The sequence below is a fragment of the Microcoleus sp. F10-B2 genome (genome assembly GCF_036704965.1).
Lineage (GTDB): Bacteria > Cyanobacteriota > Cyanobacteriia > Cyanobacteriales > Microcoleaceae > Microcoleus.
The window spans coordinates 1-23,650 of record NZ_JAUBTB010000068.1; the positions used below are offsets into that span (position 1 = coordinate 1).

14 protein-coding genes and 1 pseudogene are annotated in these 23,650 nt (G+C 50.3%); 11 read left to right on the forward strand and 4 right to left on the reverse strand.

Going from position 1 to position 23,650, the window contains the following annotated elements; all coding sequences use genetic code 11:
- Positions 1-246, forward strand: a pseudogene (locus QUA99_RS23200) (hypothetical protein); the annotation flags it as partial.
- Positions 247-287: 41 nt separating this feature from the next.
- Here QUA99_RS23200 and QUA99_RS23205 read toward each other — a convergent pair.
- Both QUA99_RS23205 and hisD read right to left on the reverse strand, forming a co-directional pair.
- Positions 288-710: a universal stress protein gene (locus QUA99_RS23205; RefSeq protein ID WP_333241338.1), complete on the reverse strand. Its 423-nt coding sequence runs from the start codon at positions 708-710 to the stop codon at positions 288-290.
- A 331-nt stretch (positions 711-1,041) separates the two neighbouring features.
- Positions 1,042-2,355, reverse strand: coding sequence for a histidinol dehydrogenase (gene hisD / locus QUA99_RS23210; RefSeq protein ID WP_333241340.1), 1,314 nt, complete (start codon positions 2,353-2,355; stop codon positions 1,042-1,044).
- Positions 2,356-3,248: 893 nt separating this feature from the next.
- Between hisD and rpsT the strand changes: the two genes are divergently transcribed.
- The 6 genes from rpsT to QUA99_RS23240 all read left to right on the forward strand — a co-directional run bounded on the left by rpsT (position 3,249) and on the right by QUA99_RS23240 (position 16,080).
- Positions 3,249-3,551: a 30S ribosomal protein S20 gene (rpsT, locus tag QUA99_RS23215; RefSeq protein WP_333066838.1), complete on the forward strand. Its 303-nt coding sequence runs from the start codon at positions 3,249-3,251 to the stop codon at positions 3,549-3,551.
- Between the two features lie 273 nt (positions 3,552-3,824).
- Positions 3,825-4,604, forward strand: coding sequence for a TatD family hydrolase (locus QUA99_RS23220; RefSeq protein ID WP_333241341.1), 780 nt, complete (start codon positions 3,825-3,827; stop codon positions 4,602-4,604).
- A gap of 598 nt (positions 4,605-5,202) precedes the next feature.
- Entirely contained in the window at positions 5,203-8,589 is a 3,387-nt protein-coding gene (rpoB, locus tag QUA99_RS23225; protein WP_333241343.1) for a DNA-directed RNA polymerase subunit beta, read from the forward strand.
- Between the two features lie 140 nt (positions 8,590-8,729).
- Positions 8,730-9,818 (forward strand): HNH endonuclease, encoded by a 1,089-nt coding sequence (locus QUA99_RS23230; RefSeq protein WP_333241345.1) that lies wholly within the window; start codon positions 8,730-8,732, stop codon positions 9,816-9,818.
- Between the two features lie 83 nt (positions 9,819-9,901).
- Entirely contained in the window at positions 9,902-11,776 is a 1,875-nt protein-coding gene (locus tag QUA99_RS23235; RefSeq protein WP_333241346.1) for a DNA-directed RNA polymerase subunit gamma, read from the forward strand.
- A 155-nt stretch (positions 11,777-11,931) separates the two neighbouring features.
- Positions 11,932-16,080: a DNA-directed RNA polymerase subunit beta'' gene (locus QUA99_RS23240; RefSeq protein ID WP_445251037.1), complete on the forward strand. Its 4,149-nt coding sequence runs from the start codon at positions 11,932-11,934 to the stop codon at positions 16,078-16,080.
- A gap of 337 nt (positions 16,081-16,417) precedes the next feature.
- Here QUA99_RS23240 and QUA99_RS23245 read toward each other — a convergent pair whose 3' ends face one another.
- Entirely contained in the window at positions 16,418-16,813 is a 396-nt protein-coding gene (locus tag QUA99_RS23245) for a response regulator (RefSeq protein ID WP_333241348.1), read from the reverse strand.
- A gap of 588 nt (positions 16,814-17,401) precedes the next feature.
- On the opposite strand from QUA99_RS23245, the gene QUA99_RS23250 reads away from it, so the two are divergent.
- From QUA99_RS23250 to QUA99_RS23265, 4 genes are all read left to right on the forward strand, one after another.
- Positions 17,402-17,638 (forward strand): hypothetical protein, encoded by a 237-nt coding sequence (locus QUA99_RS23250; RefSeq protein WP_333241349.1) that lies wholly within the window; start codon positions 17,402-17,404, stop codon positions 17,636-17,638.
- 42 nt (positions 17,639-17,680) lie between these two features.
- Positions 17,681-20,233 (forward strand): DNA topoisomerase (ATP-hydrolyzing), encoded by a 2,553-nt coding sequence (locus tag QUA99_RS23255; RefSeq protein WP_333241351.1) that lies wholly within the window; start codon positions 17,681-17,683, stop codon positions 20,231-20,233.
- A gap of 177 nt (positions 20,234-20,410) precedes the next feature.
- Complete coding sequence (locus QUA99_RS23260; protein WP_333241352.1) at positions 20,411-21,847, forward strand: ATP-binding cassette domain-containing protein; 1,437 nt, start codon at positions 20,411-20,413, stop codon at positions 21,845-21,847.
- Positions 21,848-21,969: 122 nt separating this feature from the next.
- A complete protein-coding gene (locus QUA99_RS23265) occupies positions 21,970-22,122 on the forward strand; it encodes a chlorophyll A-B binding protein (RefSeq protein WP_333241353.1) in 153 nt (50 codons plus the stop codon).
- Between the two features lie 214 nt (positions 22,123-22,336).
- Here QUA99_RS23265 and rpoD read toward each other — a convergent pair whose 3' ends face one another.
- Positions 22,337-23,506: an RNA polymerase sigma factor RpoD gene (gene rpoD / locus QUA99_RS23270; protein WP_333241354.1), complete on the reverse strand. Its 1,170-nt coding sequence runs from the start codon at positions 23,504-23,506 to the stop codon at positions 22,337-22,339.
- Between the last annotated feature and the right edge of the window lie 144 nt (positions 23,507-23,650).

The following is a 23,650-nucleotide window of genomic DNA, read 5'->3' on the forward strand; positions in this document are numbered from 1 at the left end:
TTCAGCCTAAAAGTGTTTGGCTTCCAAGTTTTCACAACTGATAAAGAAATCCGACCCACATCTGCGGAATGTGGGTTACAACGAGAACTCGATCGCAAGGACTTGATAATCCTGTCGGCTTTAGAGAAGATTAAATACGGGAAAATCTACACGGAAATTTACGGGATAGTTGCAGGTGAGGATATCGAGGAAATGCAGCACATTGAGCAGAACTTGTACAGTAAGGGATTGCAGCAATTGGGTTGATATCTACTCTACCCATTGCTGCGGTTATGCGGTTCTCTCCCTTATTTAGCGCGCACCACCAACACCGAACAAGGAGCCTCAGCCACTACCTCAGCACTCACCGAACCCTCCAAAATCCGCTTTAAACCAGTCAAACCCCGACAGCCGATCGCAATTAAATCCGCCTTATAAATATTAGCCAAACGGACAATTTCTTCTGCAGGTTGTCCGGAAACAATCTCCAATTCGCTCTGGCAAGGCAACTTTTCCTGATAAGATTGCAGTAACTTCTCCACCTCTCGGTAAGCAATCTCATCTCCCTGAGCGTGAGGTCGATCGACAACCGCGTCAAAATCCGACGTACCATAACTCACAACATGAACTAAAATCACCTTTGCCGTCGGTTCTAGCTGAAATTGTCCTACAACTTGCAGTACCTGAGTCGCTAACTCTGAATTGTCGATCGCTACCAAAACAGTATTCAATACCGTGCACCTTTAAATTTCAGATATTTAGACTTTAAATTTTTCGTTGCTTGTCGGCTACTTTCCACAATTTCGCGCTCCCCACCAACATCATTATTACCTACCCAGAAACCCGGTTTCTTAACATAATTGCGTCATTTCAGCAAGATTCTTGAAGAAACCGGGTTTCTTAAGCCCGCAGTGCGTAAGTTAGGTAGGTGCAAATAAACTGGGCTGCTTGTCACAGAATGTAAAGCTACCATAATCGCAAGAGAATTGCTTCCTTTCATTGCATTTCACTCGCTTTTGACTACCTCTGTATTTTGCCGGTCGCCAATCTCCAATCTACCATCTAAAACTCATCCTCTCCCTCATTTTCAGTCCGCAGCCGCACCGAATCAGCGTGAGAAGGAAGCCCCTCTGCTTGGGCCAAAACATTAATCGCTTTACCCACCTTCTTAAGTGCAGCCGGCGAATATTGAATCAAACTCGAATGCTTCATAAAAGTTTCGACACCCAGCGGCGACGCATAGCGCGGAGCCCCAGAAGTCGGCAAAGTGTGATTCGGGCCAGCCAAATAATCACCTACAGCTTCCGGCGTCGATAAGCCCAAGAAAATCGCCCCAGCGTGGCGAATTTGGTCGAGCAAAGCCCAAGGATCTGCAACTTGCAATTCCAAGTGTTCCGGCGCAAACTCGTTAGAGAGTTCCGCCGCCGCTTTGAGCGAGTCAACTACCACGACTAAACCATAGTTGACGATCGCCTTTTCTGTTAAAGTTCGGCGCGGGTGATCTGCCAACTGTCTGTCTACCTCAGCCACCACTTTCCTAGCCAGCACCGAATCCGCCGTCAGCAAAATTGCCGACGCCATCGAATCGTGCTCAGCTTGAGCCAACATATCCGCAGCCACGTGCACGGGATTCGCCGAACCATCCGCAATAATCAGCACCTCCGACGGGCCAGCCAGAGAATCGATCCCCACAGTCCCGTAAACCAGTTTTTTGGCGAGAGTGACGTAAATATTCCCCGGTCCTGTAATTAAATCCACCTTCGGAATAGTTTCCGTACCGTAGGCTAAAGCCGCGATCGCCTGCGCCCCGCCTACCCGATAAATCTCATCAACTCCAGCTTCCTGAGCCGCTACCAGCACCGCAGGATTCATTTTTTTTTCCTGTCCGGGGGGAGTACACATCACCAGTCTCGGCACCTTGGCGACCTTCGCAGGAACCGCATTCATGATCACCGAGCTCGGATAGGACGCCTGACCGCCAGGAATGTAGATTCCCGCTCGATCGACCGGCGTGTAGCGCTTGCCCAAAACAATTTCGTCATCGCCAAACTGCACCCAAGACTTGGGTACGCGCTGTCGGTGAAACGCTTCTACCTGTTTGCAAGCCAGCCGGATGGCATTTAATAATTCTTTCGACACCTGCTGATAAGCAGCATCCAATTCGGCGCCGCTCACCCGTAAATCTTCCACATTTAGGGTCATGCGGTCAAATTCAGCAGTGTAGTGCAGCACAGCCCGATCGCCTCTGCGCCTTACAGCTTGCAGCACCTCCCGCACGGTGGCTTCTTTGTGAACAACAAGTTCGTCATGGGTGCGATCGCAGATCCGTCGCAGTTCAGCTTGTGCCTCAACCCACTGAGTAATGATTCGCAGCATGGAGATTAGGAATGCCGTCTATAAATTCACTAACATTTGCTTGACAATTGGGGATTTTTGTGGGGGTTCTCCTAGAGAAGTAGGCCACCACCAGTCCACAAGCTTCAACCGCGATACTCGCGGCATTTTCAAAGGCTTCAGTGCAGCATTTAAATCTCTGTCGATAATTTTGCAACACTGAGGACAAGTCACAACCTTCTCTCTTGAATTGCCCGCCAGAGAACCGGGTGCGGAGGGAGAGGGTTGGAACGCAGAGGGGGAGAGTGTCAGAGCCAGAGAGCGGCCGAGAGCCAGAGTGTTCGAGCGGGAGAATTTTGATTCTGCCTTCTACCTTCTACCTTCCGATCCGGCTGTCTTCTACCTTCTACCTTCTACCTTCAGCTTTTTACCTTCTACCTTCGGTAAGTGCTTCGGCAAGAAGCCCAAATAACCCGTATTCTTTGTTATAGCTTAACTTGGATTTTTCAGGGAATGGGATTTTAAGCAGAATAAATGCTATATTAGTTTTTCCAACACCTGATATTTTTTTATAAAAAACGCCAAATTATTGTATACTTGAAAATTGCGCGCAAGAAACCGTGACTTTAACTCGTGACGGTGGAAACACCGCAAAACGCCTCCATAACACCAATGTCATACCTTTGGGTATCGTCAGGGGTAAAAAACAGGCCGTTAAATGAGTCAATAAAAAATTATTGCGCGGGCGATCGCCAAAAAGTAGCCACCGACTCAGCTCAATCTGAGCGAATGGAGAGTGGCTGTCTCACTCAACCTTTAAAAATCAAGCTTTTTGCGGATCGCTCCCGAAAAGGTTGTCCTTCAAAATCCCCGCGTCTTGAGACTGTCTTGAGACTAGGGTGTATCAATGAATACCTACTTCCAGCAACTGAACTATGGCAAATATTAAGTCCGCCGTCAAACGAGTCAAAATCGCCGAACGTAACCGCTTGTACAACAAATCTTACAAGTCAGCGGTCAAAACTTTGATGAAGAAGTATTTCGCTGCCGTAGACAAGTACGCCGCAGCTCCGAGCCCGGAATTAATGCAAGAAGTCCAGCAGCGAATGTCAGAGGCCTACAGCAAAATTGACAAAGCTGTCAAAAAAGGTGTACTCCACCGCAACAACGGCGCTCGCAAAAAGTCCCGCTTGGCAAGAACCCTCAAGCCGCACGAAACATCCTCGGTAGCATCTTAAGACAGAAGGAAGTTCGCCAACGGATTGTGTACGGGATTTAACGGATTTAATCGATTTTGAGGGAAGAAGTCAAGCGTGAAGTTCGGCAACGGATGGTGTATGCGATTTAACGGATGGATACTGAGGGAAAAAGGAAGAGGAAAGATTTTTCCCAGTCTCCCCCTCTCCCAGTCTCCCACTTGCTTCGAGTCTCCCACTCCCCCACTCTCGCCCTCTCGCCCTCATACCTCACCCACTGGGACTCTCCCGTATCACCTCTAATCTGCTTCCCCCATGCAGCTCATCGACACTCACGTTCATATCAACTTTGAGACCTACAAATCTGAGTTAGAAGCCATTCGAGAACGCTGGCGCGAAGCTGGTGTAGTTCGGCTGGTTCATTCTTGTGTAGAGCCAGAAGAGTTTGCCGGCATTCAAGCAATCGCCAATCAGTTTGCCGAAGTCTCCTTTGCGGTTGGACTCCACCCCTTAGATGCCGACAAGTGGAAAGACGAGACTGCCAGCCAGATTAGGGAATTAGCAAGTTCGGACTCTAGGGTAGTGGCGATCGGCGAAACCGGACTGGACTTTTATAAAGCTGACGATCGAGAACACCAGTTTAAAGTGTTTGAGGCACAGCTTGCAATCGCCCAGGAACTTGACAAACCAGTCATTATCCACTGTCGCGACGCCGCCGCCCCAATGGCCCAAATGCTGAGGAACTTTTGGCAGACTCGCGGGCCAGTGCGCGGGGTGATGCACTGCTGGGGAGGCACGCCCGAAGAAACCCAGTGGTTTTTAGACCTGGGTTTCTACATCAGTTTTAGCGGAACAGTCACCTTTAAAAAAGCCTTGCAAATACAAGAATCAGCTTGTATGGTAAATAGCGATCGCATCCTAGTCGAGACAGATTGCCCTTTTCTCGCCCCCGTACCCCAGCGGGGAAAACGCAACGAACCAGCCTATGTCTACTACGTAGCCGAGCAAGTTGCTAAATTGAGAGGAGTTTCTCTATTAACTTTGTCCCAGCAGACAACCAAAAATGCCTGTCAGCTATTCGGCTTTTCAGTTTAGTTATAGCAGAACAGAGAAACGAGGAAAACAGGTCGATTTAGGAGCCAGCGCTCAGGACAATCCCATTTCTATCCTGCCAGAAAAACCGGATTCATCCTTTATTGGAGATTCTTTTGGCGTTGCCTGTTGCGATCGGATTTGCGTCCTATAATAAAAAGAACCGACCGATCGGGCGTTGGCTTACTACCCACGACTGCGATGTCGCCCCGGAAATGCCAACACAACGCGAGTACGCTAACCTTCGCGAGCGGCAAAGACTTCACGAAATAACTCAAACTTACACATAGCGAAGAAACTTGGAACCTCAGCAATTTGGCAATAGCTGTCAAGTCAATTTTAGGAGTCTAAAGTGTAGGGAATTTACCCCAAGATACCACAAGATCGGAGCTAAAAGCATCTCGATCGAAACTAAAATCCGCACAAAAATACTGCGAGCCACCCGCAAAAATAACCGTTGCATCAGTTGGCAGGCGATCGAAAACATCATATAAATTCTCTCACACAATCCATCAAAAAAACGCAACAAGGTAACAAGGTAAAAAAAGCCAAGCCTTGACGCCCGGTAAAAAGCTAGAGCCACTGCGGAAAAAGGACACCCATGACCACTAAAGATTACACAGAATTCGCCTTCACCTTGCCCGACCTGATCGAAATCCAGCGGGCAAGTTTTCGCTGGTTCCTAGAAGCCGGACTGATCGAAGAACTCGACAGCTTCTCCCCAATTACAGACTACACGGGCAAGCTGGAACTCCACTTCATGGGCAAAGACTTCAAACTCAAGCGCCCGAAATACGACGTGGACGAAGCCAAGCGCCGGGACAGCACCTACTCGGTGCAAATGTACGTACCCACCCGCCTGATTAACAAAGAAACAGGGGAAATCAAAGAACAAGAAGTCTTCATCGGCGATTTGCCCTTGATGACCGAGCGCGGCACTTTCATTATCAACGGCGCGGAACGGGTGATTGTCAACCAAATCGTGCGTTCCCCAGGGGTGTACTACAAATCGGAAACCGACAAAAACGGTCGCCGTTCCTACAACGCCTCCCTCATCCCCAACCGCGGTGCTTGGCTGAAATTTGAAACCGACAAAAACGATTTAGTCTGGGTCAGAATCGACAAAACCCGCAAACTATCGGCTCAGGTGCTGCTCAAAGCCCTCGGACTCACCGACGGCGAAATCTACGACTCACTCCGCCACCCGGAATACTTCCAGAAAACGATCGAGAAAGAAGGACAATTCGGCGAAGAAGAAGCTCTGATGGAGCTCTACCGCAAACTCCGCCCGGGCGAACCCCCCACCGTCGCGGGGGGAGAACAGCTCCTCAACTCGCGCTTTTTCGACCCCAAACGCTACGATTTGGGGAGGGTCGGCCGCTACAAACTCAACAAAAAACTGCGGCTCTCCGTGCCCGATACGATGCGGGTACTGACATCGCAAGATATCTTGACGGCGATCGACTATCTGATAAACCTCGAATTCGACATCGGTTCGACAGACGACATCGACCACTTAGGCAACCGCCGCGTCCGCAGTGTCGGAGAACTGCTGCAAAACCAAGTCAGAGTCGGTCTCAACCGCTTAGAACGGATCATCCGCGAACGGATGACAGTCTCGGACGCGGACTCCCTCAGCCCCGCTTCCCTGGTCAACCCCAAACCGCTGGTAGCAGCAATCAAGGAATTCTTCGGTTCCTCGCAGCTATCGCAGTTCATGGATCAAACCAATCCTCTGGCAGAACTGACGCACAAACGCCGGCTTTCGGCCTTGGGCCCGGGAGGTCTGACTCGGGAACGCGCCGGGTTTGCGGTGCGGGACATTCACCCGTCTCACTACGGCCGGATTTGCCCGATCGAAACACCAGAAGGCCCCAACGCCGGCCTGATCGGTTCCTTGGCAACCCACGCCCGAGTCAACCCCTACGGCTTCATTGAAACTCCTTTTTACCCAGTAGAAAAAGGACGGGTGCTGCGCGACAAAGCCCCCGTGTACATGACAGCCGACGAAGAAGACGATTTGCGCGTCGCCCCCGGAGACATCAGTCTCGACGAAAACAACAACCTCTTGGGCGAAACCGTAGCCGTCCGCTACCGCCAAGAATTTACGACGACTACGCCGATGCAGGTGGACTACATGGCGATTTCGCCGGTGCAAATCGTCTCCGTCGCCACATCGCTGATTCCGTTCCTGGAACACGACGACGCCAACCGAGCTCTGATGGGCTCGAATATGCAGCGGCAAGCTGTGCCGCTGCTGAAACCGGAACGGCCCCTAGTCGGTACGGGATTGGAAGCTCAGGCAGCCCGAGATTCCGGGATGGTGGTGGTGTCCCGGATTAACGGCGAGGTGATTTACATCGACGCCACCCGGATTATTGTCAAACCCCTGGCCTCGGATGCCGAGTCGAGTTCCAGCGAAGAACATTTCCTGATTCGGGAATACGACGAACTCAAAGTCAAGCAGCCCTCGGTTTGGAAGCAAAAATACGCTGGCTGCATCGAACACGAACTGCAAAAATATCAGCGTTCTAACCAGGATACTTGTTTAAATCAGCGTCCGCTGATTTATGAGGGCGATCGCGTCGTAGCAGGTCAAGTGCTCGCCGACGGTTCCTCCACCGAAGGGGCCGAACTCGCTCTGGGTCACAACATCCTGGTAGCTTATATGCCTTGGGAAGGCTACAACTACGAAGACGCGATGCTCATTAGCGAGCGTTTGGTGTACGAAGATATCTACACTTCGATCCACATTGAGAAGTACGAAATCGAAGCCCGCCAAACCAAACTCGGCCCCGAAGAAATCACCCGCGAAATTCCTAACGTCGGCGAAGACGCGCTGCGCCAGCTAGACGAACAGGGCATCATCCGCAAAGGTGCTTGGGTGGAAGCCAGCGACATTTTGGTGGGCAAAGTAACCCCCAAAGGCGAATCCGACCAACCGCCGGAAGAAAAACTGCTTCGGGCAATCTTCGGCGAAAAAGCCCGAGACGTGCGCGACAATTCCCTCCGCGTCCCTAACGGCGAAAAAGGCCGCGTGGTGGACGTGCGGGTGTTTACCCGCGAACAGGGCGACGAACTGCCCCCCGGCGCCAACATGGTCGTCCGCGTCTACGTAGCTCAAAAGCGGAAGATTCAAGTCGGCGACAAAATGGCCGGCCGCCACGGGAATAAGGGTATTGTGTCCCGGATTCTGCCGATGGAGGATATGCCTTACTTGCCAGACGGGACTCCGGTTGATTTGGTGCTCAATCCCTTGGGCGTGCCGTCGCGGATGAACGTAGGTCAGATTTTTGAGTGTTTGCTCGGATGGGCCGGCGAAAATCTGTCGATGCGCTTCAAGATGGTGCCCTTCGACGAAATGCACGGCGCTGAAAAGTCTCGCGAAACCGTACACGGCAAGCTACAGGAGGCGCGCGAAAAAACGGGCAAGCCGTGGGTATTTAACGAAAAGCACCCCGGCAAGACGATTGTCTACGACGGCAGAACTGGGGAACCGTTCGATCGCCCCGTTACAGTCGGCATCGCCTATATGCTGAAGCTGGTGCACTTGGTAGACGACAAGATCCACGCCCGCAGCACAGGCCCTTACTCGCTGGTAACGCAGCAGCCTTTGGGCGGCAAAGCGCAGCAGGGGGGTCAGCGGTTCGGAGAAATGGAAGTCTGGGCTCTGGAAGCGTTCGGCGCAGCTTATACTTTGCAAGAGTTGCTGACTGTCAAGTCGGACGATATGCAGGGGCGGAATGAAGCGCTGAATGCCATTGTTAAAGGCAAGGCTATTCCGCGCCCCGGTACACCGGAATCTTTCAAGGTGCTGATGCGGGAGTTGCAGTCTTTGTGCTTAGACATTGCCGTACACAAGGTCAATACCTCCGACGATGGCAGCGAACACGTTGAGGTTGATTTGATGGCCGATGCCGGCGGCAGGCGATCGCCCTCCCGGCCTACTTACGAATCCCTTTCTCGTGACGAACTGGACGAGGATTAGGCATTAAAGATTTTAGATTCAAGCTTTTTTGACAGCATTCAATCTAAAATCTTTAATCGACAATCTTTAATTAAAATGCCTCAACAGTGTTTGTACCACTGCTGAGGCGAATCAACGCTCTTAAGAGGAGAGACGCTGACATGACTATTGTAACAGTTGTCCCGGGAATAGAAGGAGAATTTGACCGGGCGACAGGCTGTATTAATTGGCAAGGGAGCAAGTTTGGCAACGGTTACGCGCGCAAGTGGATCGATGGCAAAACAGTATTAGTCCACCGTTTAGTCCTCGAATCGAAAATAGCAGGGTTCCTCGGTTCCGGTTATTTTGGTTGCCATACCTGCGACAATCGAAGCTGCATCAACCCGGCACATCTGGTAGTAGGTACTGCTGCTGAGAATACCGGGCAGATGATTGGGCGCGATCGCAAAACTCCCAGACGCAAAAGTATTCCGGGTATTGGCATATTGTCGATCGCACAACTACGGGAAATTCAGACTAAATATTTATCTGGAACCATCAAGAACCACCTAGCAAAAGAGTATGGAGTACAACATGAAACTATTACTAAGATACTTCAGACAAATATTCCCGATAACTTCACTACAGTTTCACCCAATTTTTTAGGAGAAATTCAAGACAGCGGCTGCATCATTTTCCAAGGTTCAAAAGACGGCCCAGGTTATGGCAGGTACTTGAAAAATGGAAAATCAAAATCAGTGACTCGTGCTGTTTTAGCAGAGAAATTAGGATACGAACTTCCGGCTTCGATGGATGCTTGTCATACCTGCGATAATCCCAGTTGCATCAATCCAGAACACCTTTGGGCTGGTACTCGCACTCAAAATTTGTTAGATGCTTCTAAGAAAGGACGCACTCAAGGAAAAAGTCATCCTCTTTCCAATGCCAAATTAGATTGGGAAAAGGTGCGAGAAATTCGGCAAAAGCTAGCAGCAGGAAAGAGGATGAAGGATGTAGCACAGGAATACAGTGTCGACCGCAAAACCATACACGATATTAAGTATCACGTCACTTGGAAAGAAGAAGGTCAAGAGGTTCCAGTTCCCCGCATGGGTGGACATCTCGAACGCAAGCTAACTTTTGCTCAAGCTATTGAGATCCGAGAACGAATCCAAGCCGGAGAATCCCTTGCTAAAATAGCTCAGGAATTTGGAGTATCCAGAAATATGATTTCTGATATTAAAATAAACGTCACCTATAGAGGAGAATAATATTGATTTGAGTTCAAAACGAAGCAAACAAAAAATATAAATTGCCAGCACTAATCGACAGTAAATAATCAATTGGAGTCAAAATGGCTAAGGTAGAACAACGCTTTGATTACGTCAAGATAGGATTAGCTTCACCAGAAAGAATTCGACAGTGGGGAGAGAGAACTTTACCCAACGGTCAAATTACCGGTGAAGTGACAAAACCAGAAACAATAAATTACCGGACATTAAAACCTGAAATGGATGGCTTGTTTTGCGAGCGCATTTTTGGGCCTGCAAAAGATTGGGAATGTCATTGTGGGAAGTACAAACGAGTTCGCCATAGAGGCATTGTTTGCGAAAGATGCGGTGTTGAAGTCACTGAATCTCGCGTTCGCCGTCACCGGATGGGATTTATCAAATTAGCAGCTCCAGTAGCTCACGTTTGGTATCTCAAAGGCATCCCGAGTTACATGGCAATTCTGTTAGATATGCCGCTGCGAGATGTCGAACAAATCGTCTATTTCAATGCCTATGTTGTTCTCAATCCCGGTAATGCCGAAAAACTGCAATACAAGCAATTGCTCACCGAAGATGCTTGGTTGGAAATAGAAGACGAACTTTACAGCGAAGATTCCACACTCACAGGTGTAGAAGTAGGCATAGGTGCTGAAGCTTTGCAAGTTTTGCTGCAAAATATTCCGCTAGAAAGTGAAGCGGAAAAGTTGCGGGAAGATATTGCCAATGCTAAAGGTCAAAAACGGGCAAAGTTAATTAAACGCTTGCGGGTAATTGACAACTTCATAGCTACGGGATCTCAACCCGATTGGATGGTACTCAATGTGATTCCGGTGATTCCCCCCGACTTGCGGCCGATGGTACAGCTAGACGGCGGGCGTTTTGCAACGAGCGACCTCAACGACCTTTACCGGAGAGTAATCAACCGCAACAACCGTTTGGCCAGACTCCAAGAAATTCTGGCACCGGAGATCATCATCCGCAACGAAAAGCGGATGTTGCAAGAAGCTGTGGATGCGCTGATAGACAACGGGCGTCGGGGCCGGACAGTGGTGGGGGCAAACAACCGCCCGCTGAAGTCGCTGTCGGACATCATTGAAGGGAAACAAGGTCGCTTCCGGCAAAACTTGCTGGGGAAACGGGTTGATTACTCCGGGCGTTCGGTGATTGTGGTGGGACCGAAACTGAAAATTCATCAGTGCGGTTTGCCGAGGGAAATGGCGATCGAACTTTTCCAGCCTTTCGTCATCCACCGCCTGATCCGCCAAGGATTGGTCAACAACATCAAAGCTGCCAAAAAACTGATCCAACGCAACGATCCCAGCGTTTGGGACGTGCTTCAGGAGGTGATTGAAGGACACCCGGTAATGCTAAACCGGGCGCCGACCCTCCACCGTTTGGGGATTCAAGCCTTTGAGCCGATTTTGGTGGACGGGAGGGCAATTCAGCTTCACCCGCTAGTCTGTCCGGCTTTTAACGCTGACTTTGACGGCGACCAAATGGCCGTGCACGTGCCTTTGTCTCTGGAATCTCAGGCGGAAGCGCGCTTGCTGATGCTGGCTTCTAACAACATTATGTCGCCGGCAACCGGAAGACCGATCGTTACTCCTTCTCAAGATATGGTGCTCGGTTGCTATTACTTGACAGCCGAAAATCCTCACGCTCAAAAAGGAGCCGGTCACTATTTCTCCAACCTTACCGACGCGGTTGTCGCTTACGAACAAGGAGTCGTTGACTTGCACTCATACGTGTGGGTGAGGTTTCAAGGTGCCATAGAAAACATAGAAGCAGAAGGAGAACCGCTGAAGGTGGAACGCTCGGCCGACGGTATAGTAACGAAAGAATACAAGTTCCGCCGGGTTCGGGAAGACGGAGAGGGCAAGTTGATCAATCAGTTTATTCGCACTACTCCGGGCCGGATTATCTATCACCAAACGATCGAATCGGTAATTAACAATTAGAAATTGGTAATTGGTAATCGGTAATTGTAATTGGTAATAACTGACAAAGAATAGCTAAAAACTAATAGCATCCGCAGCAGGTAAAACTACCAATTACGAATTACAGATTGCCAATTACGAATTATGAATTAGGGATTACCAATTACGGATTACCAATTACCAACACCAGAGAAATGACAGAAAATAAGGAAATTGTTTTTCGCAATCGAGTTGTTGACAAAGGTCAGCTCAAAAAATTAATCTCTTGGTCTTTCATGCACTACGGAACGGCCCGTACAGCCCAAATGGCCGACAAACTCAAAGACTTGGGTTTCCGCTACGCCACAAAAGCCGGCGTCAGCATCAGCGTAGATGACCTGCAAGTGCCGCCGTCCAAACGATCGCTCCTAGATGCCGCCGAAGAAGAAATCCGCATTACCGAACAAAAATACACCAGAGGCGAAATCACCGAAGTCGAACGCTTCCAAAAAGTAATCGATACCTGGAACAGCACCTCAGAAGACCTCAAAGACGAAGTAGTCAAAAACTTCCGAGCCACAGACCCCCTCAACTCGGTCTACATGATGGCCTTCTCCGGCGCGCGGGGGAACATTTCTCAAGTGCGGCAGTTGGTAGGAATGCGCGGATTGATGGCTGACCCCCAAGGAGAAATCATCGACTTGCCCATTAAAACCAACTTCCGCGAAGGACTGACAGTCACCGAATACATTATTTCCTCCTACGGAGCGCGCAAAGGCTTGGTAGATACAGCCCTGCGCACCGCAGACTCCGGCTATTTGACTCGCCGACTCGTAGACGTATCCCAAGACGTAATCGTGCGCGAAGTAGACTGCGGTACTCAGCGGGGAATTCGGGTACGAGCGATGACAGACGGAGCTACCGTGCTGATTCCCCTAAAAGAACGGCTGCTGGGACGTGTTTTTGCCCGAGACGCGGTGCACCCCAAAACCGGGGAAATCGTTGCTTACGGCAGCGAAAAAGCCGTCCGAAATCAGCCGATTACAGAGGAGTTGGCGGCGGAAATTGGTAAAGCAGGGGTGGCAGAGGTGTATTTACGATCGCCCCTGACTTGCGAATCTACGCGCTCGGTTTGCCAGCACTGCTACGGCTGGAGTCTCGCCCACTTGCAAATGGTAGACATGGGAGAGGCGATCGGGATTATTGCGGCTCAGTCGATCGGGGAACCGGGAACCCAGCTCACGATGCGTACTTTCCACACCGGCGGTGTATTCACCGGAGAAGTCGCCAAACAAGAACGAGCACCTTTCCCGGGCACAGTCAAGTTCAAGAACTTGCGCACCCGCTCTTTCCGCACCAGACACGGCGAAGAAGCTCTGGTAGCAGAAAACAACGGCAAGCTCGTATTTGAGGGCGAGGGCTTTGAAGAAGGCAAATCCGGGGCCAAAAATCAAAAACTCAAGATTGAGCTGGCGATCGCCCAAGGTTCTACTTTGATGGTCAAAGACGGACAGCGGGCAATTCCCGGTCAAGTTTTGGCAGAAGTGCCCATCGCCGGCCGCGCCGCCCGCAAAACTACGGAAAAAGTCACTACCGACGTAGCCTCCGACTTGGCGGGAGAAGCCAAATTTGCTGACTTGGTGCCGGAGGAAAAAACCGACCGCCAGGGCAACACCACCCGCACCGCCAGCAAAGGCGGGCTGATTTGGATTCTCTCGGGAGAAGTCTACAACTTGCCCCCCGGTGCTGAACCTGCGGTCAAAAACGGCGATCGGATTCCCGCCGAAAGCGTCATCGCCGAAACTAAACTCATCTCCGAACACGGCGGCGTAGTCCGCATCGCTGACCCCAGAGAGATCGAAATTATCACCGCCCAAGTCCTGCTCGACCAAGCAATCGTGCGCGCCGAAAGCGCGGGCGGCCGCGACCACTACACGATCGAAACGGCTTCTAACCAGCGGTTTTCGCTCAAAACAGCTCCCGGAAGCAAAGTCATCAACGGCGAAGTAGTTGCGGAATTGCTCGACGACAGCTACCGCACCGCTACCGGAGGCATTGTCAAGTACGCGGGGGTGGAAGTCCACAAGCGGGGCAAGGCAAAACTCGGCTACGAAGTAGTTAAAGGCGGCACCCTGCTGTGGATACCCGAAGAGTGCCACGAGGTCAACAAAGATATTTCCCTGCTGCTGGTGGAAGACGGCCAGTACGTCGAGGCCGGTACCGAAGTAGTTAAGGATATTTTCTGCCAAACCAGCGGGGCGGTAGAAGTCACTCAGAAAAACGACATCTTGCGGGAGATTGTGATCAAGCCCGGGGAACTCCACGCAGTCGATCGCCCGCCCCTGACTTTTGGGGAAGGTCAAATTGTCAGCGCCGGTCAGGAAATTTTCCCCGGCTTGGTTGCCGACAAATTGGGCTATGCAGAATATATCGAAACTCCCGAAGGCCCCGCTTTGCTGCTGCGGCCTGTGGTGGAATTTCCAGTGCCCGACAAGCCGCCCGTACCTTCTCAGACAGCGCTCAACGAGTCGATCTCCCTCAAAGCAGTCCAGCGGCTGCCCTACAAGGACGGGGAGCGCGTCAAGTCGGTGGAAGGATTGGAATTGCTGCGGACTCAGCTTATTTTGGAAATCGGTTCCGGGGCTCCGCAACTGGCAGCAGATATCGAGCTGCTGCCGGATGAGCCCGAAGCTCTGGCTTTTGGAGCCGACGGTTCCGGGCCTGCTTGGACTTCGCCTGATGCCGCCGAGGCCTCAGGCGAGCTGGCGCTGCCTCAAGACGGCGAAAACGAGCAGCCTTCGAGGATTTTCCGCTTGCAGTTAGTGATTTTGGAATCCCTAGTAATTCGGCGGGACGTATCCGCAGACCCGACTCAGGGCAGCACTCACACTCGGCTGTTGGTGGAAGACGGGCAGTCGATCGCCCCTGGCGCAGTCGTGGCCCGCACCGAGATTCTCTGCAAAGAAGCGGGCATCGTCCGGGGCATCCGCGAAGGGCACAACGAACCCGTGCGCCGCCTGCTGGTGATGCGCGATGCCGATTCTATTTCGATTTCTGTGGCAGGTATCCCTGCTGTCACACCCGGTCAACTGCTGGTTGCAGGTACCGAAGTAGCTCCGGGAATTATTTTGGAAGAATCCGGTCAAGTGGTCAAGGTTGTACCGGCAAAAGGGGAGGAACCGGCGAAAATTGTGCTCAGGGTGGCTCGCCCTTACCGGGTTTCCGCAGGTGCAGTGCTGCACGTAGAGGACGGCGATTTGGTACAGCGGGGCGATAATTTGGTGATTCTGGTGTTCGAGCGGGCAAAAACCGGGGATATCATTCAGGGTTTGCCGAGAATCGAGGAACTTCTGGAAGCGCGCAAGCCCAAGGAAGCTTGTATTTTGGCCAAGCGCCCGGGCACGGCTCGGGTGGTTACGGATGACGATGCTGTCGAGCTGGCGGTGATTGAGGATGACGGTCGGATTGAGGAGTATCCTTTGTTACCCGGTCAAAACCCGATCGTTTCCGACGGTCAGCGCGTCGGTGTCGCCGAAGCCTTGACGGACGGGCCTGCCAATCCTCACGAAATTCTGGAGGTGTTCTTCCACGTACTCAAGGAGCGGCAGCCTACTTTTGAGGCAGCTTTAGAGAGCTTCCAACAGGTGCAGACCTTTTTGGTGAATGAGGTGCAGTCGGTTTACCAGTCTCAGGGTGTGGATATTTCTGACAAGCACATCGAGGTAATCGTCCGCCAGATGACCAACAAGGTGCGGATGGAGGACGGCGGCGATACTACTATGCTCCCGGGCGAGTTGGTGGAACTGCGGCAAGTTGAGCAGGTGAATGAGGCGATGTCGATTACTGGCGGGGCTCCGGCTGATTATACTCCGGTGCTGCTGGGGATTACTAAGGCTTCGCTGAATACTGATAGCTTTATTTCCGCTGCTTCGTTCCAGGAGACTACCCGGGTGCTGACTGAAGCTGCGATCGAGGGTAAGTCCGACTGGCTGCGCGGTTTGAAGGAAAATGTGATCATCGGCCGCCTGATTCCTGCGGGGACTGGGTTCAATGCCTATGAGGATGCTGGGGTTCAGGATGCGGCTTTTGATGGTGCTGTGTTTGATGACGAAATCCACGATTTGCAGGAGGATGTGGTGCTCGACGATAGATCGGCGCGCCGCGCTTATACGATCGAGAGCGGTTTCGAGATTGGGCGCGGGTCTGACATTGAGGTTGATGAGGATTTTGAGGATGTTGAGGTTGATGAGGACGATTTTGTCGCTGAGACTGATGATGATTCCTTAGGTGAAGTGGTCGATGACGATGACGATATCGGTTACGACTTCGACGAGGACGAAGACTAATCTCGTGTTTTGAGATTGCCGCGCAGCAAGCAATCAGAGTGAGCTGCGCGGAGATTTTTTGGTTCTTCGCGATCGCACGCCCCGAGAGCATGAGTTGAAAAATATTAAATTCTTTTTCTCAAAACTTAAAACTCAAAAGTCATAGCATTGTGCCATCGGCACATCCAAAAGAAGAAGGAATAAGGTAGGAAGTATTCGTCAGAAGGCATAAGTCAGAATTGGAGAAGAATTTATAATTCAAGAGTTTTAACGGTTTGTTAGTTCAAACAAAAAACTCTTTGTTCCTTCTTCCTTCTTCCTTCTTTCTTATTTCTTCTTCCTTCTTCCTTCGGTTCGCTCAGTCAGGGAGCAAAGCCTTGATCTGATTGACAAACTCTTGATGGTCTACCACAGGCTTAGAGATGTAACCGTCGGCACCGCTTTGATCCAGAAAGGTTTCTCTATCACCGGCCATCGCGTGAGCTGTTACCAAAATAATCGGCAGCGAGGCCGTTTGCGGGTCAGCTTTAAGCAGTTGAGTAATCTTGATGCCGTCAACAGCTTTTCCCTGGTACACGCTCCGCGAAAGAGACACATCCATTAAAATCAAATCAGCTTCGCCGTTCGCAGCAATCTGCATCACCTCTTCAACATTTTCCGTGTGCTTCACGGCTAAGCCCCCCCGCTTAGTCAGAATTTTGGAAAAAACCCGAGCATTAACCAAATCGTCCTCTACAATCAGAACGGTTTTCATAAATAAATATGGGAAGTATGGAAACTTTGCGACTTTAGTCCAAAGAAGAACACGGCACGGGGATTACATTCCCCGTCAAAAATGCAGAGTTTTTAGCGCCATCAGCCGGGAACCCTGCAAAACCCGTATTTATATCCTTGAGGTAGTAGGCGTGAGAGGGTGTACAGATGCCCTGAAGCATCCAGTACCATCATTTAGACTACTACACACAGACAGTTTAGTTGTTTTTTAGAAGGAGACCTGACACTGCCAGAGGCTCAAGATTCCCAGGTAATAGGTTTCTAGTATCCTCTGTTTCGGTCAAGCCTCTGGCTTGGAGTCCGGGATGTGTGACAATTATTTTCTTTCATGCTCTTAGAATAAAGCAATGTTTATTTATATACTCCCGCTGCTGCATTCGGAGTAGCGAATATAGCAGGGGATTTTGGGGGATTCCCAATTCTCGGTTTTGAGCATCGAGACTGCTCAAAAGATCTAGGCTTCCGTTGATCGAGGTGCGGTCTGACTCTCCCTCTGGCAAGGAGAGCTTTTGACTGCTGAATTTTTAAGGATCGGCATTTGTGAGCGATTATAAGGAAAAGCAGGACTGTGAATCAACCTTACTCACGGCTGAAGGTAAATAAACAGGTAGGCACAAATGAAGGCAACATAGAGGTTAGGGTAAGAGTGGAGAGTAAGAGGCAAGTGTTGCCCGTCTTCGGCACTCTGATTCTGCTTTCAGTAATTAAGTTGATTTTTATCCTCCCGCTGGGCGGTTTTGTCGGACTTTCGGTTTGCCTGCGGCAAACGCTTTTCACTGGAGACAGGCAACCTCAGCATTATTGACCGAGGCTGTCTTCACTCAGGAATTAACGGACACAAGGACTCATGGCTAAACAACTCAACCTACTTTCCGGGCAAGTAATTTCTACGCCTCTGCACGCCGAGATGCAGCAATCGTACCTCGAATATGCCATGAGTGTGATCGTCGGGCGAGCTTTGCCTGATGTCCGCGACGGTTTAAAACCGGTTCACCGTCGAATTTTGTACGCGATGCACGAACTCGGTCTGACGCCAGACCGACCTTACCGCAAGTGCGCCCGGGTAGTTGGAGATGTTTTGGGAAAATATCACCCCCACGGCGACCAATCGGTTTACGACGCTCTGGTGCGCATGGTTCAGGAGTTTTCGAGCCGCTATCCTTTGCTGGCGGGTCACGGCAATTTCGGTTCGGTGGACAATGACCCGGCTGCTGCTATGCGCTACACGGAAACTCGGCTGGCACCGATCGCCCACGAAGCTATGCTAACCCAAGTCGGCGAGGCAACTGTTGATTTTACTGGAAACTTTGACAGTTCGCAGCAGGAACCGACGGCGCTGCCTGCTCAGTTGCCGTTTCTGTTACTCAACGGCTGTGCTGGCATTGCTGTGGGGATGGCAACTAATATCCCGCCGCACAATTTGGGCGAGGTGGTAGACGGTTTAATCGCTTTGATTGAAAACCCTGAACTATCGGACGAGAAGTTGATAGAACTGATTCCGGGTCCTGATTTTCCCACAGGAGGGGAAATCGTCGCTACAGAGGGCATTGTTGACGCCTACACTAAGGGTCGAGGCAGCATTTCGGTCAGGGGTGTGGCCGGGGTGGAAGAGGTGCCCGGTAATCGCAAGGTGCGCACTAAAACGGCGATCGTGGTGACGGAGTTTCCGTTTCAGGTAAATAAGGCTGCTTGGATTGAAAAGGTGGCGGAGTTGGTCAATTCCGGCCGGCTCGACGGTATTTCTGATTTGCGTGACGAGAGCGATCGCGAAGGCATTCGAGTTGTGGTTGAACTCAAGCGGGAATTTACCCCAGAAGCGGTTCTGGCTCGCCTTTACCAACAAACTGACCTGCAAACAAATTTTGGCGCGATTTTGCTGGCAATTGTCAACGGTCAACCGCGACAGTTGACGCTGAGACAATTGTTGCAGGAATTTCTCGATTTCCGGGAAGTGACTCTTACCCGCCGCTACAATTACGAGTTGCAGGCAGCAGAACGCCGATGTCACATTGTCCAAGGCTTAATCTTGGCTTTGACCAATATCGATACCGCGATCGACATTCTCAGAAATTCTCCTGACGGCACTACTGCTAAGCAAACTTTGCAAGTTCGCCTCAATTTGAGCGAAATTCAAGCTGATGCTATTTTGGCGATGCCGATGCGCAGGCTGACTGGTTTGGAAAGGCAAAATTTGCAGTCTGAGTTTGATGAGTTGATGGCTAATATTCAAGAATTGCAGCGGTTGTTGAGCGATCGGCGCGAACTTTTGAAGGCTTTAAAGAAGGAATTTCGATCGCTCAAACGCAAGTACGCTGACCCCCGCCGCACTAAATTCGCCAATGGAACCGGACGCGCAGCCAACGCCGAACCACAATTTTCTGGTAAGAAAAATTCTGCGGTGAAGCAGTTGTCGCCGGCAACGATTCAGCCTAACTTATTGCCCGTTCTAGAAGCAGAGGAAACTATTGTTGAATTTTCGCACAAGCAGTACGTGCGGCGCTTGCCGACCGGGGAAAAGCCACGCTCGAAAAGTCGCGAAAAATCGGTTTCAGCTTTAGAAAAAAATGAAGATTTTATTGTGACGGCAGATCTAACGAAAACCGATCGCACTTTGGTCGTCTTAACTCCTAACGGCAAGGCTTACCCGCTGAAAGTCGCCGATATTCCTAGTAGTAGCGCCAAAGACCGGGGAACGCCGATCGTTAGTTTGTTGTCGCCGAGTGCTACTAAAGATAGTGCCGGTCGCGCTTTGTCGGAAATCACAGTTGCACACTTTATTTTGCCGGAAAATTCGGAAGCTGCCGATTTAGTAACTCTGACTCAGCAAGGGAAAATTAAGCGCTTGCCGATGCAGGAATTTGCTGATTTGACTAATCGCGGCGTTACTGTTGTTAAACTCAAGGAGGACGATCGGCTGCGCTGCGCGAGTCTGGCTAAAGTCGGCGAGCAAGTGGCGATCGCTACTTCAGGAGGCCGAGTCCTCCGGTTTGAGATTGATGACGAACAACTGCCACCAATGGGCCGCAGCGCCCAGGGTTCTCAAGTAACCAGGTTGCGGAAGCAGGAAGAGTTGGTGGGTTGCATAACTCTCGACCCGGACGACAGTCTGGTACTATTTTCCGAGTTGGGTTGGGCAAAACGAATGCCTGCAGGTTCTGTCAGACTTACTAACCGGGGCGAAATTGGCACTCAAGCTTTTCGTTTCTCAGAACCTAAAGATGCTTTAGTTGGCTTGCTGCAGGCTGTTCCGGGTACGGATGTTAAACTTTTTACTAATTCTGGCCGCCTGCTGCGATCGGCTATTGATGCTATAGCTTTTTGGGGGAAAGATGCTGCGGGCGATCGAGTTTTTGACCTCAGTCCGGGTGAAAAAATTATCAAAGTTATCAGCAGTCAATAGTGATTAGTCATTGGTCATTATTCGCTGTGCCTCGATTGAGACTTGGCCTTGTTACCTTCGACCAATTCTATTCCCCATTAAGCCTTGTTCCCAGGCTCTGCCTGGGAATACATACCCGGAGGCTCTGCCTCCAGTTCCCCAATCTAAAATCTAAAATCTAAAATCTAAAATTGTTTGATGGCGCAAGTTGTATTAGAAAATATCTACAAAAGTTTTCCGCTCCGCCAAGGAGAACAGGAAAAAGAAGCAAACAGCGTCGCAGAAAGTGTCTCGCCTGCGGCCGATCGCCCTTCGTCTAACAGCGTTTTGCGGCGCATTAACCTGACGGTCGAAGACGGGGAATTCATGGTGCTGGTGGGGCCTTCTGGCTGCGGAAAAAGCACTTTGCTGCGTTCGATCGCCGGTTTGGAAGTTTTGACGGCCGGCAATATTTGGGTGGGCGATCGGCTCCTTAACGATTTGCCTCCTAAAGACCGAGATATCGCTATGGTATTTCAAAATTATGCTCTCTATCCTCACTTAACAGTTTACGATAATCTCGCCTTTGGATTGCGCCGCTCGGAAAGGGAGAAGGAAGAAGGAAGAAGGAAGAAGGAAGAAGGAAGAGGGAAGAAGGAAGAAGGAAGAGGGAAGAAAGTAGAAGGGATAAGGGGGAAGATACAAGGGGAAGAAGGAAGCATCCAGACTATAGAAAAAATTAGGAATAAGATAGAAGAAGTTATTAAGGATTTAGCTTCTAATTCTTTTAAAAATCCTCTAAATTATCCTTTGTTTGAGGATTTTTTAGGAGGAGCGACTCGCAAGCTGCCTCCGGGTTTGCGCTATTTGTCGGAACGGGAAAAAGCCGTAGGAAAACGAGTGCGGGAGGTAGCTGAATTATTGCAAATAGAATCTCTTTTAAATCGCTTGCCCAAACAACTTTCGGGAGGGCAAAAGCAGCGGGTAGCTTTGGGCAGGGCGATGGCTCGAAATCCTGAAGTTTTTTTGATGGACGAACCGCTATCTAATCTTGATGCGAAATTGAGGGCCCAAACTCGATCGCAAATTGTGCAGTTGCAGCGACAGTTGGGAACTACAACTATTTATGTGACTCACGACCAAACTGAGGCGATGACTATGGGCGATCGGATTGCTATTATGAATAGAGGCCAGCTTCAGCAAGTAGCTCAACCTCTAGAGCTTTACAACAAGCCGGCTAATTTGTTTGTTGCTGAGTTTATCGGTTCTCCGCCGATGAATTTCTTGTCGGTGCAATTTAGTGCTCCGCTGTTGATTTCTCACCCGCAATTTCGCTTTACTTTACCCGATATTTGGGCAAAAAGTCTACAAAAATATGACGGGCGTGGGCTAATTTTGGGCATTCGGCCGGAACATCTGAGCATTCACCCTCCTGCTACCAAAAATCTTTCGGTACAAGTGGAAATTGTAGAGGCTTTGGGACACGAAACTTATTTGCGGGTCTGTTTGACGGATGCTCCGGCCGTGCGGATGCAAGTGCGGGTTCCTCCTGAGCGATCGATCCGAGTTGGCGAGGAGCTTTGGCTGGCCATCGCCCATGACAAAATTCACTTGTTCGACCCCGATACCGAGTTGGCTATTTTTCCTGTTAGGTAAAATCATCAAGGTCGATCGACCGCTGTCACATATCCCAATATCCACAACTTTGCACTTTTTTCAAGTCGTTGTTATATTAATTTACATAAGCCTTACAAAAGTTAACGAAAGGAGTTGGCACTATGCAAGAACCAAAACGCAACGCTTGGAACTGGGGCTTCAGCGAAGGAGCCGAAAATTGGAACGGTCGTTTGGCGATGATTGGTTTTTCTGCCGCTGTCATCATCGAATTGGTTTCCGGTCAAGGCCTGCTTCACTTTTGGGGCCTGATGTAATTTTCTAGTTAAGACTTTTGTGACACTGCAAAGCTTGGGAGTTCCGTAACGGACTCCCTAAATTTTGACAGCGCAATTTAGGCAGCAAATAACCACTTGCTCCGTGCAGTTAGGAGCATAAACTTTAACAGCTATAGCTGAAACCGGGGCGGGGGGTCTCCCCCCCAAAAAAAAGAGTGCGAATCACTCTTTTGGGTGATGCTAGACAATTACTCTAGCGGATATATTCCTTTAAGATGCTGTTGCGGTTGGGATGGCGCAACTTCCGCAGGGCTTTAGCCTCGATTTGGCGAATTCGCTCGCGAGTGACGTTAAAGATTTGACCAATTTCCTCCAAGGTCTTCATCCGTCCGTCATCTAAGCCGTAGCGCAGCCGCAGTACATCCCGTTCTCGGGGGCTGAGAGTATCCAAAACGCTTTCCAAGTCTTCCCTGAGCAAGTTTTTTGAGACTTGATCTTCTGGTGTTTCCCCGTCGGATTCAATAAAGTCTCCCAGACGCGAGTCTTCCTCTTTGCCGATCGGAGTTTCTAGAGAGATTGGCAACTGTGCGGACTTAGCAATGAACCGCAACTTCTCGATCGTCATCTCCATGCGGGTAGCAATTTCTTCTTCAGTAGGCTTGCGACCCATTTCCTGAGACAGGAGTTTGGTAGTTTTTTTGATCCGCGAGATGGTTTCGTAAAGGTGAACCGGCAGGCGGATAGTCCGGGATTGGTCGGCAATTGCCCGAGTAATGGCTTGACGTATCCACCAAGTTGCGTAGGTAGAAAACTTGTAGCCTTTTTCGTGATCGAATTTTTCAGCGGCCCGGATCAGACCCAAAGAGCCTTCCTGAATCAAATCTTGGAAAGACAAACCGCGATTCATGTATTTTTTGGCGATCGACACCACCAAACGCAGGTTTGATTGCACCATTTTCTCCTTTGCCCGCCGACCGACGTGGAGTCGGTGACGGAATGCAGGTAGTGCCATATCTACAGCATTCGCCCATTCATTGTCTTTGGGTTCGCGGTCTAACTCTTCGAGAAGTTGTTCTCGAACTCGCTCTAATTCGAGCAAATCTGCAATCTTGCGAGCCAGTTCAATCTCTTCATCGGCTCGCAGCAGCCGAATCCGACCGATTTCTTGCAGGTAAAGACGAATAGAGTCTTCGGTATAATGCTTCTTCTTTGCCTGAGCCCGACGGCGGGCTTTGACACCTTTGCCAGATTTAGTGTCGTCCTCCTCAGATTGAGAGTCTAGAAAATCTTCCCTATCGTCTTCTTCGTCGATAAAGAGTTCCAACTCGTTTTCTGGTAGAACGCTTTCGGCGTTCCGAAGCAACTCGATTGTTTCCATTTCGGGTTTAAGTGTGGTTTCGAGTACGGTGTTAGCCTGGATCATGCCGCCTTCCTCATGCTCCTGAATTGAAGAATAAATAACAGTGGAATAGTGTCTGTTTGTAGTTTAGACAAGTTAGCCAATATTGGCATTCCCGCAGCAAAAAATAGTGGGATTTTCGGTCTGCTAACTGAATCTGTTACCGAA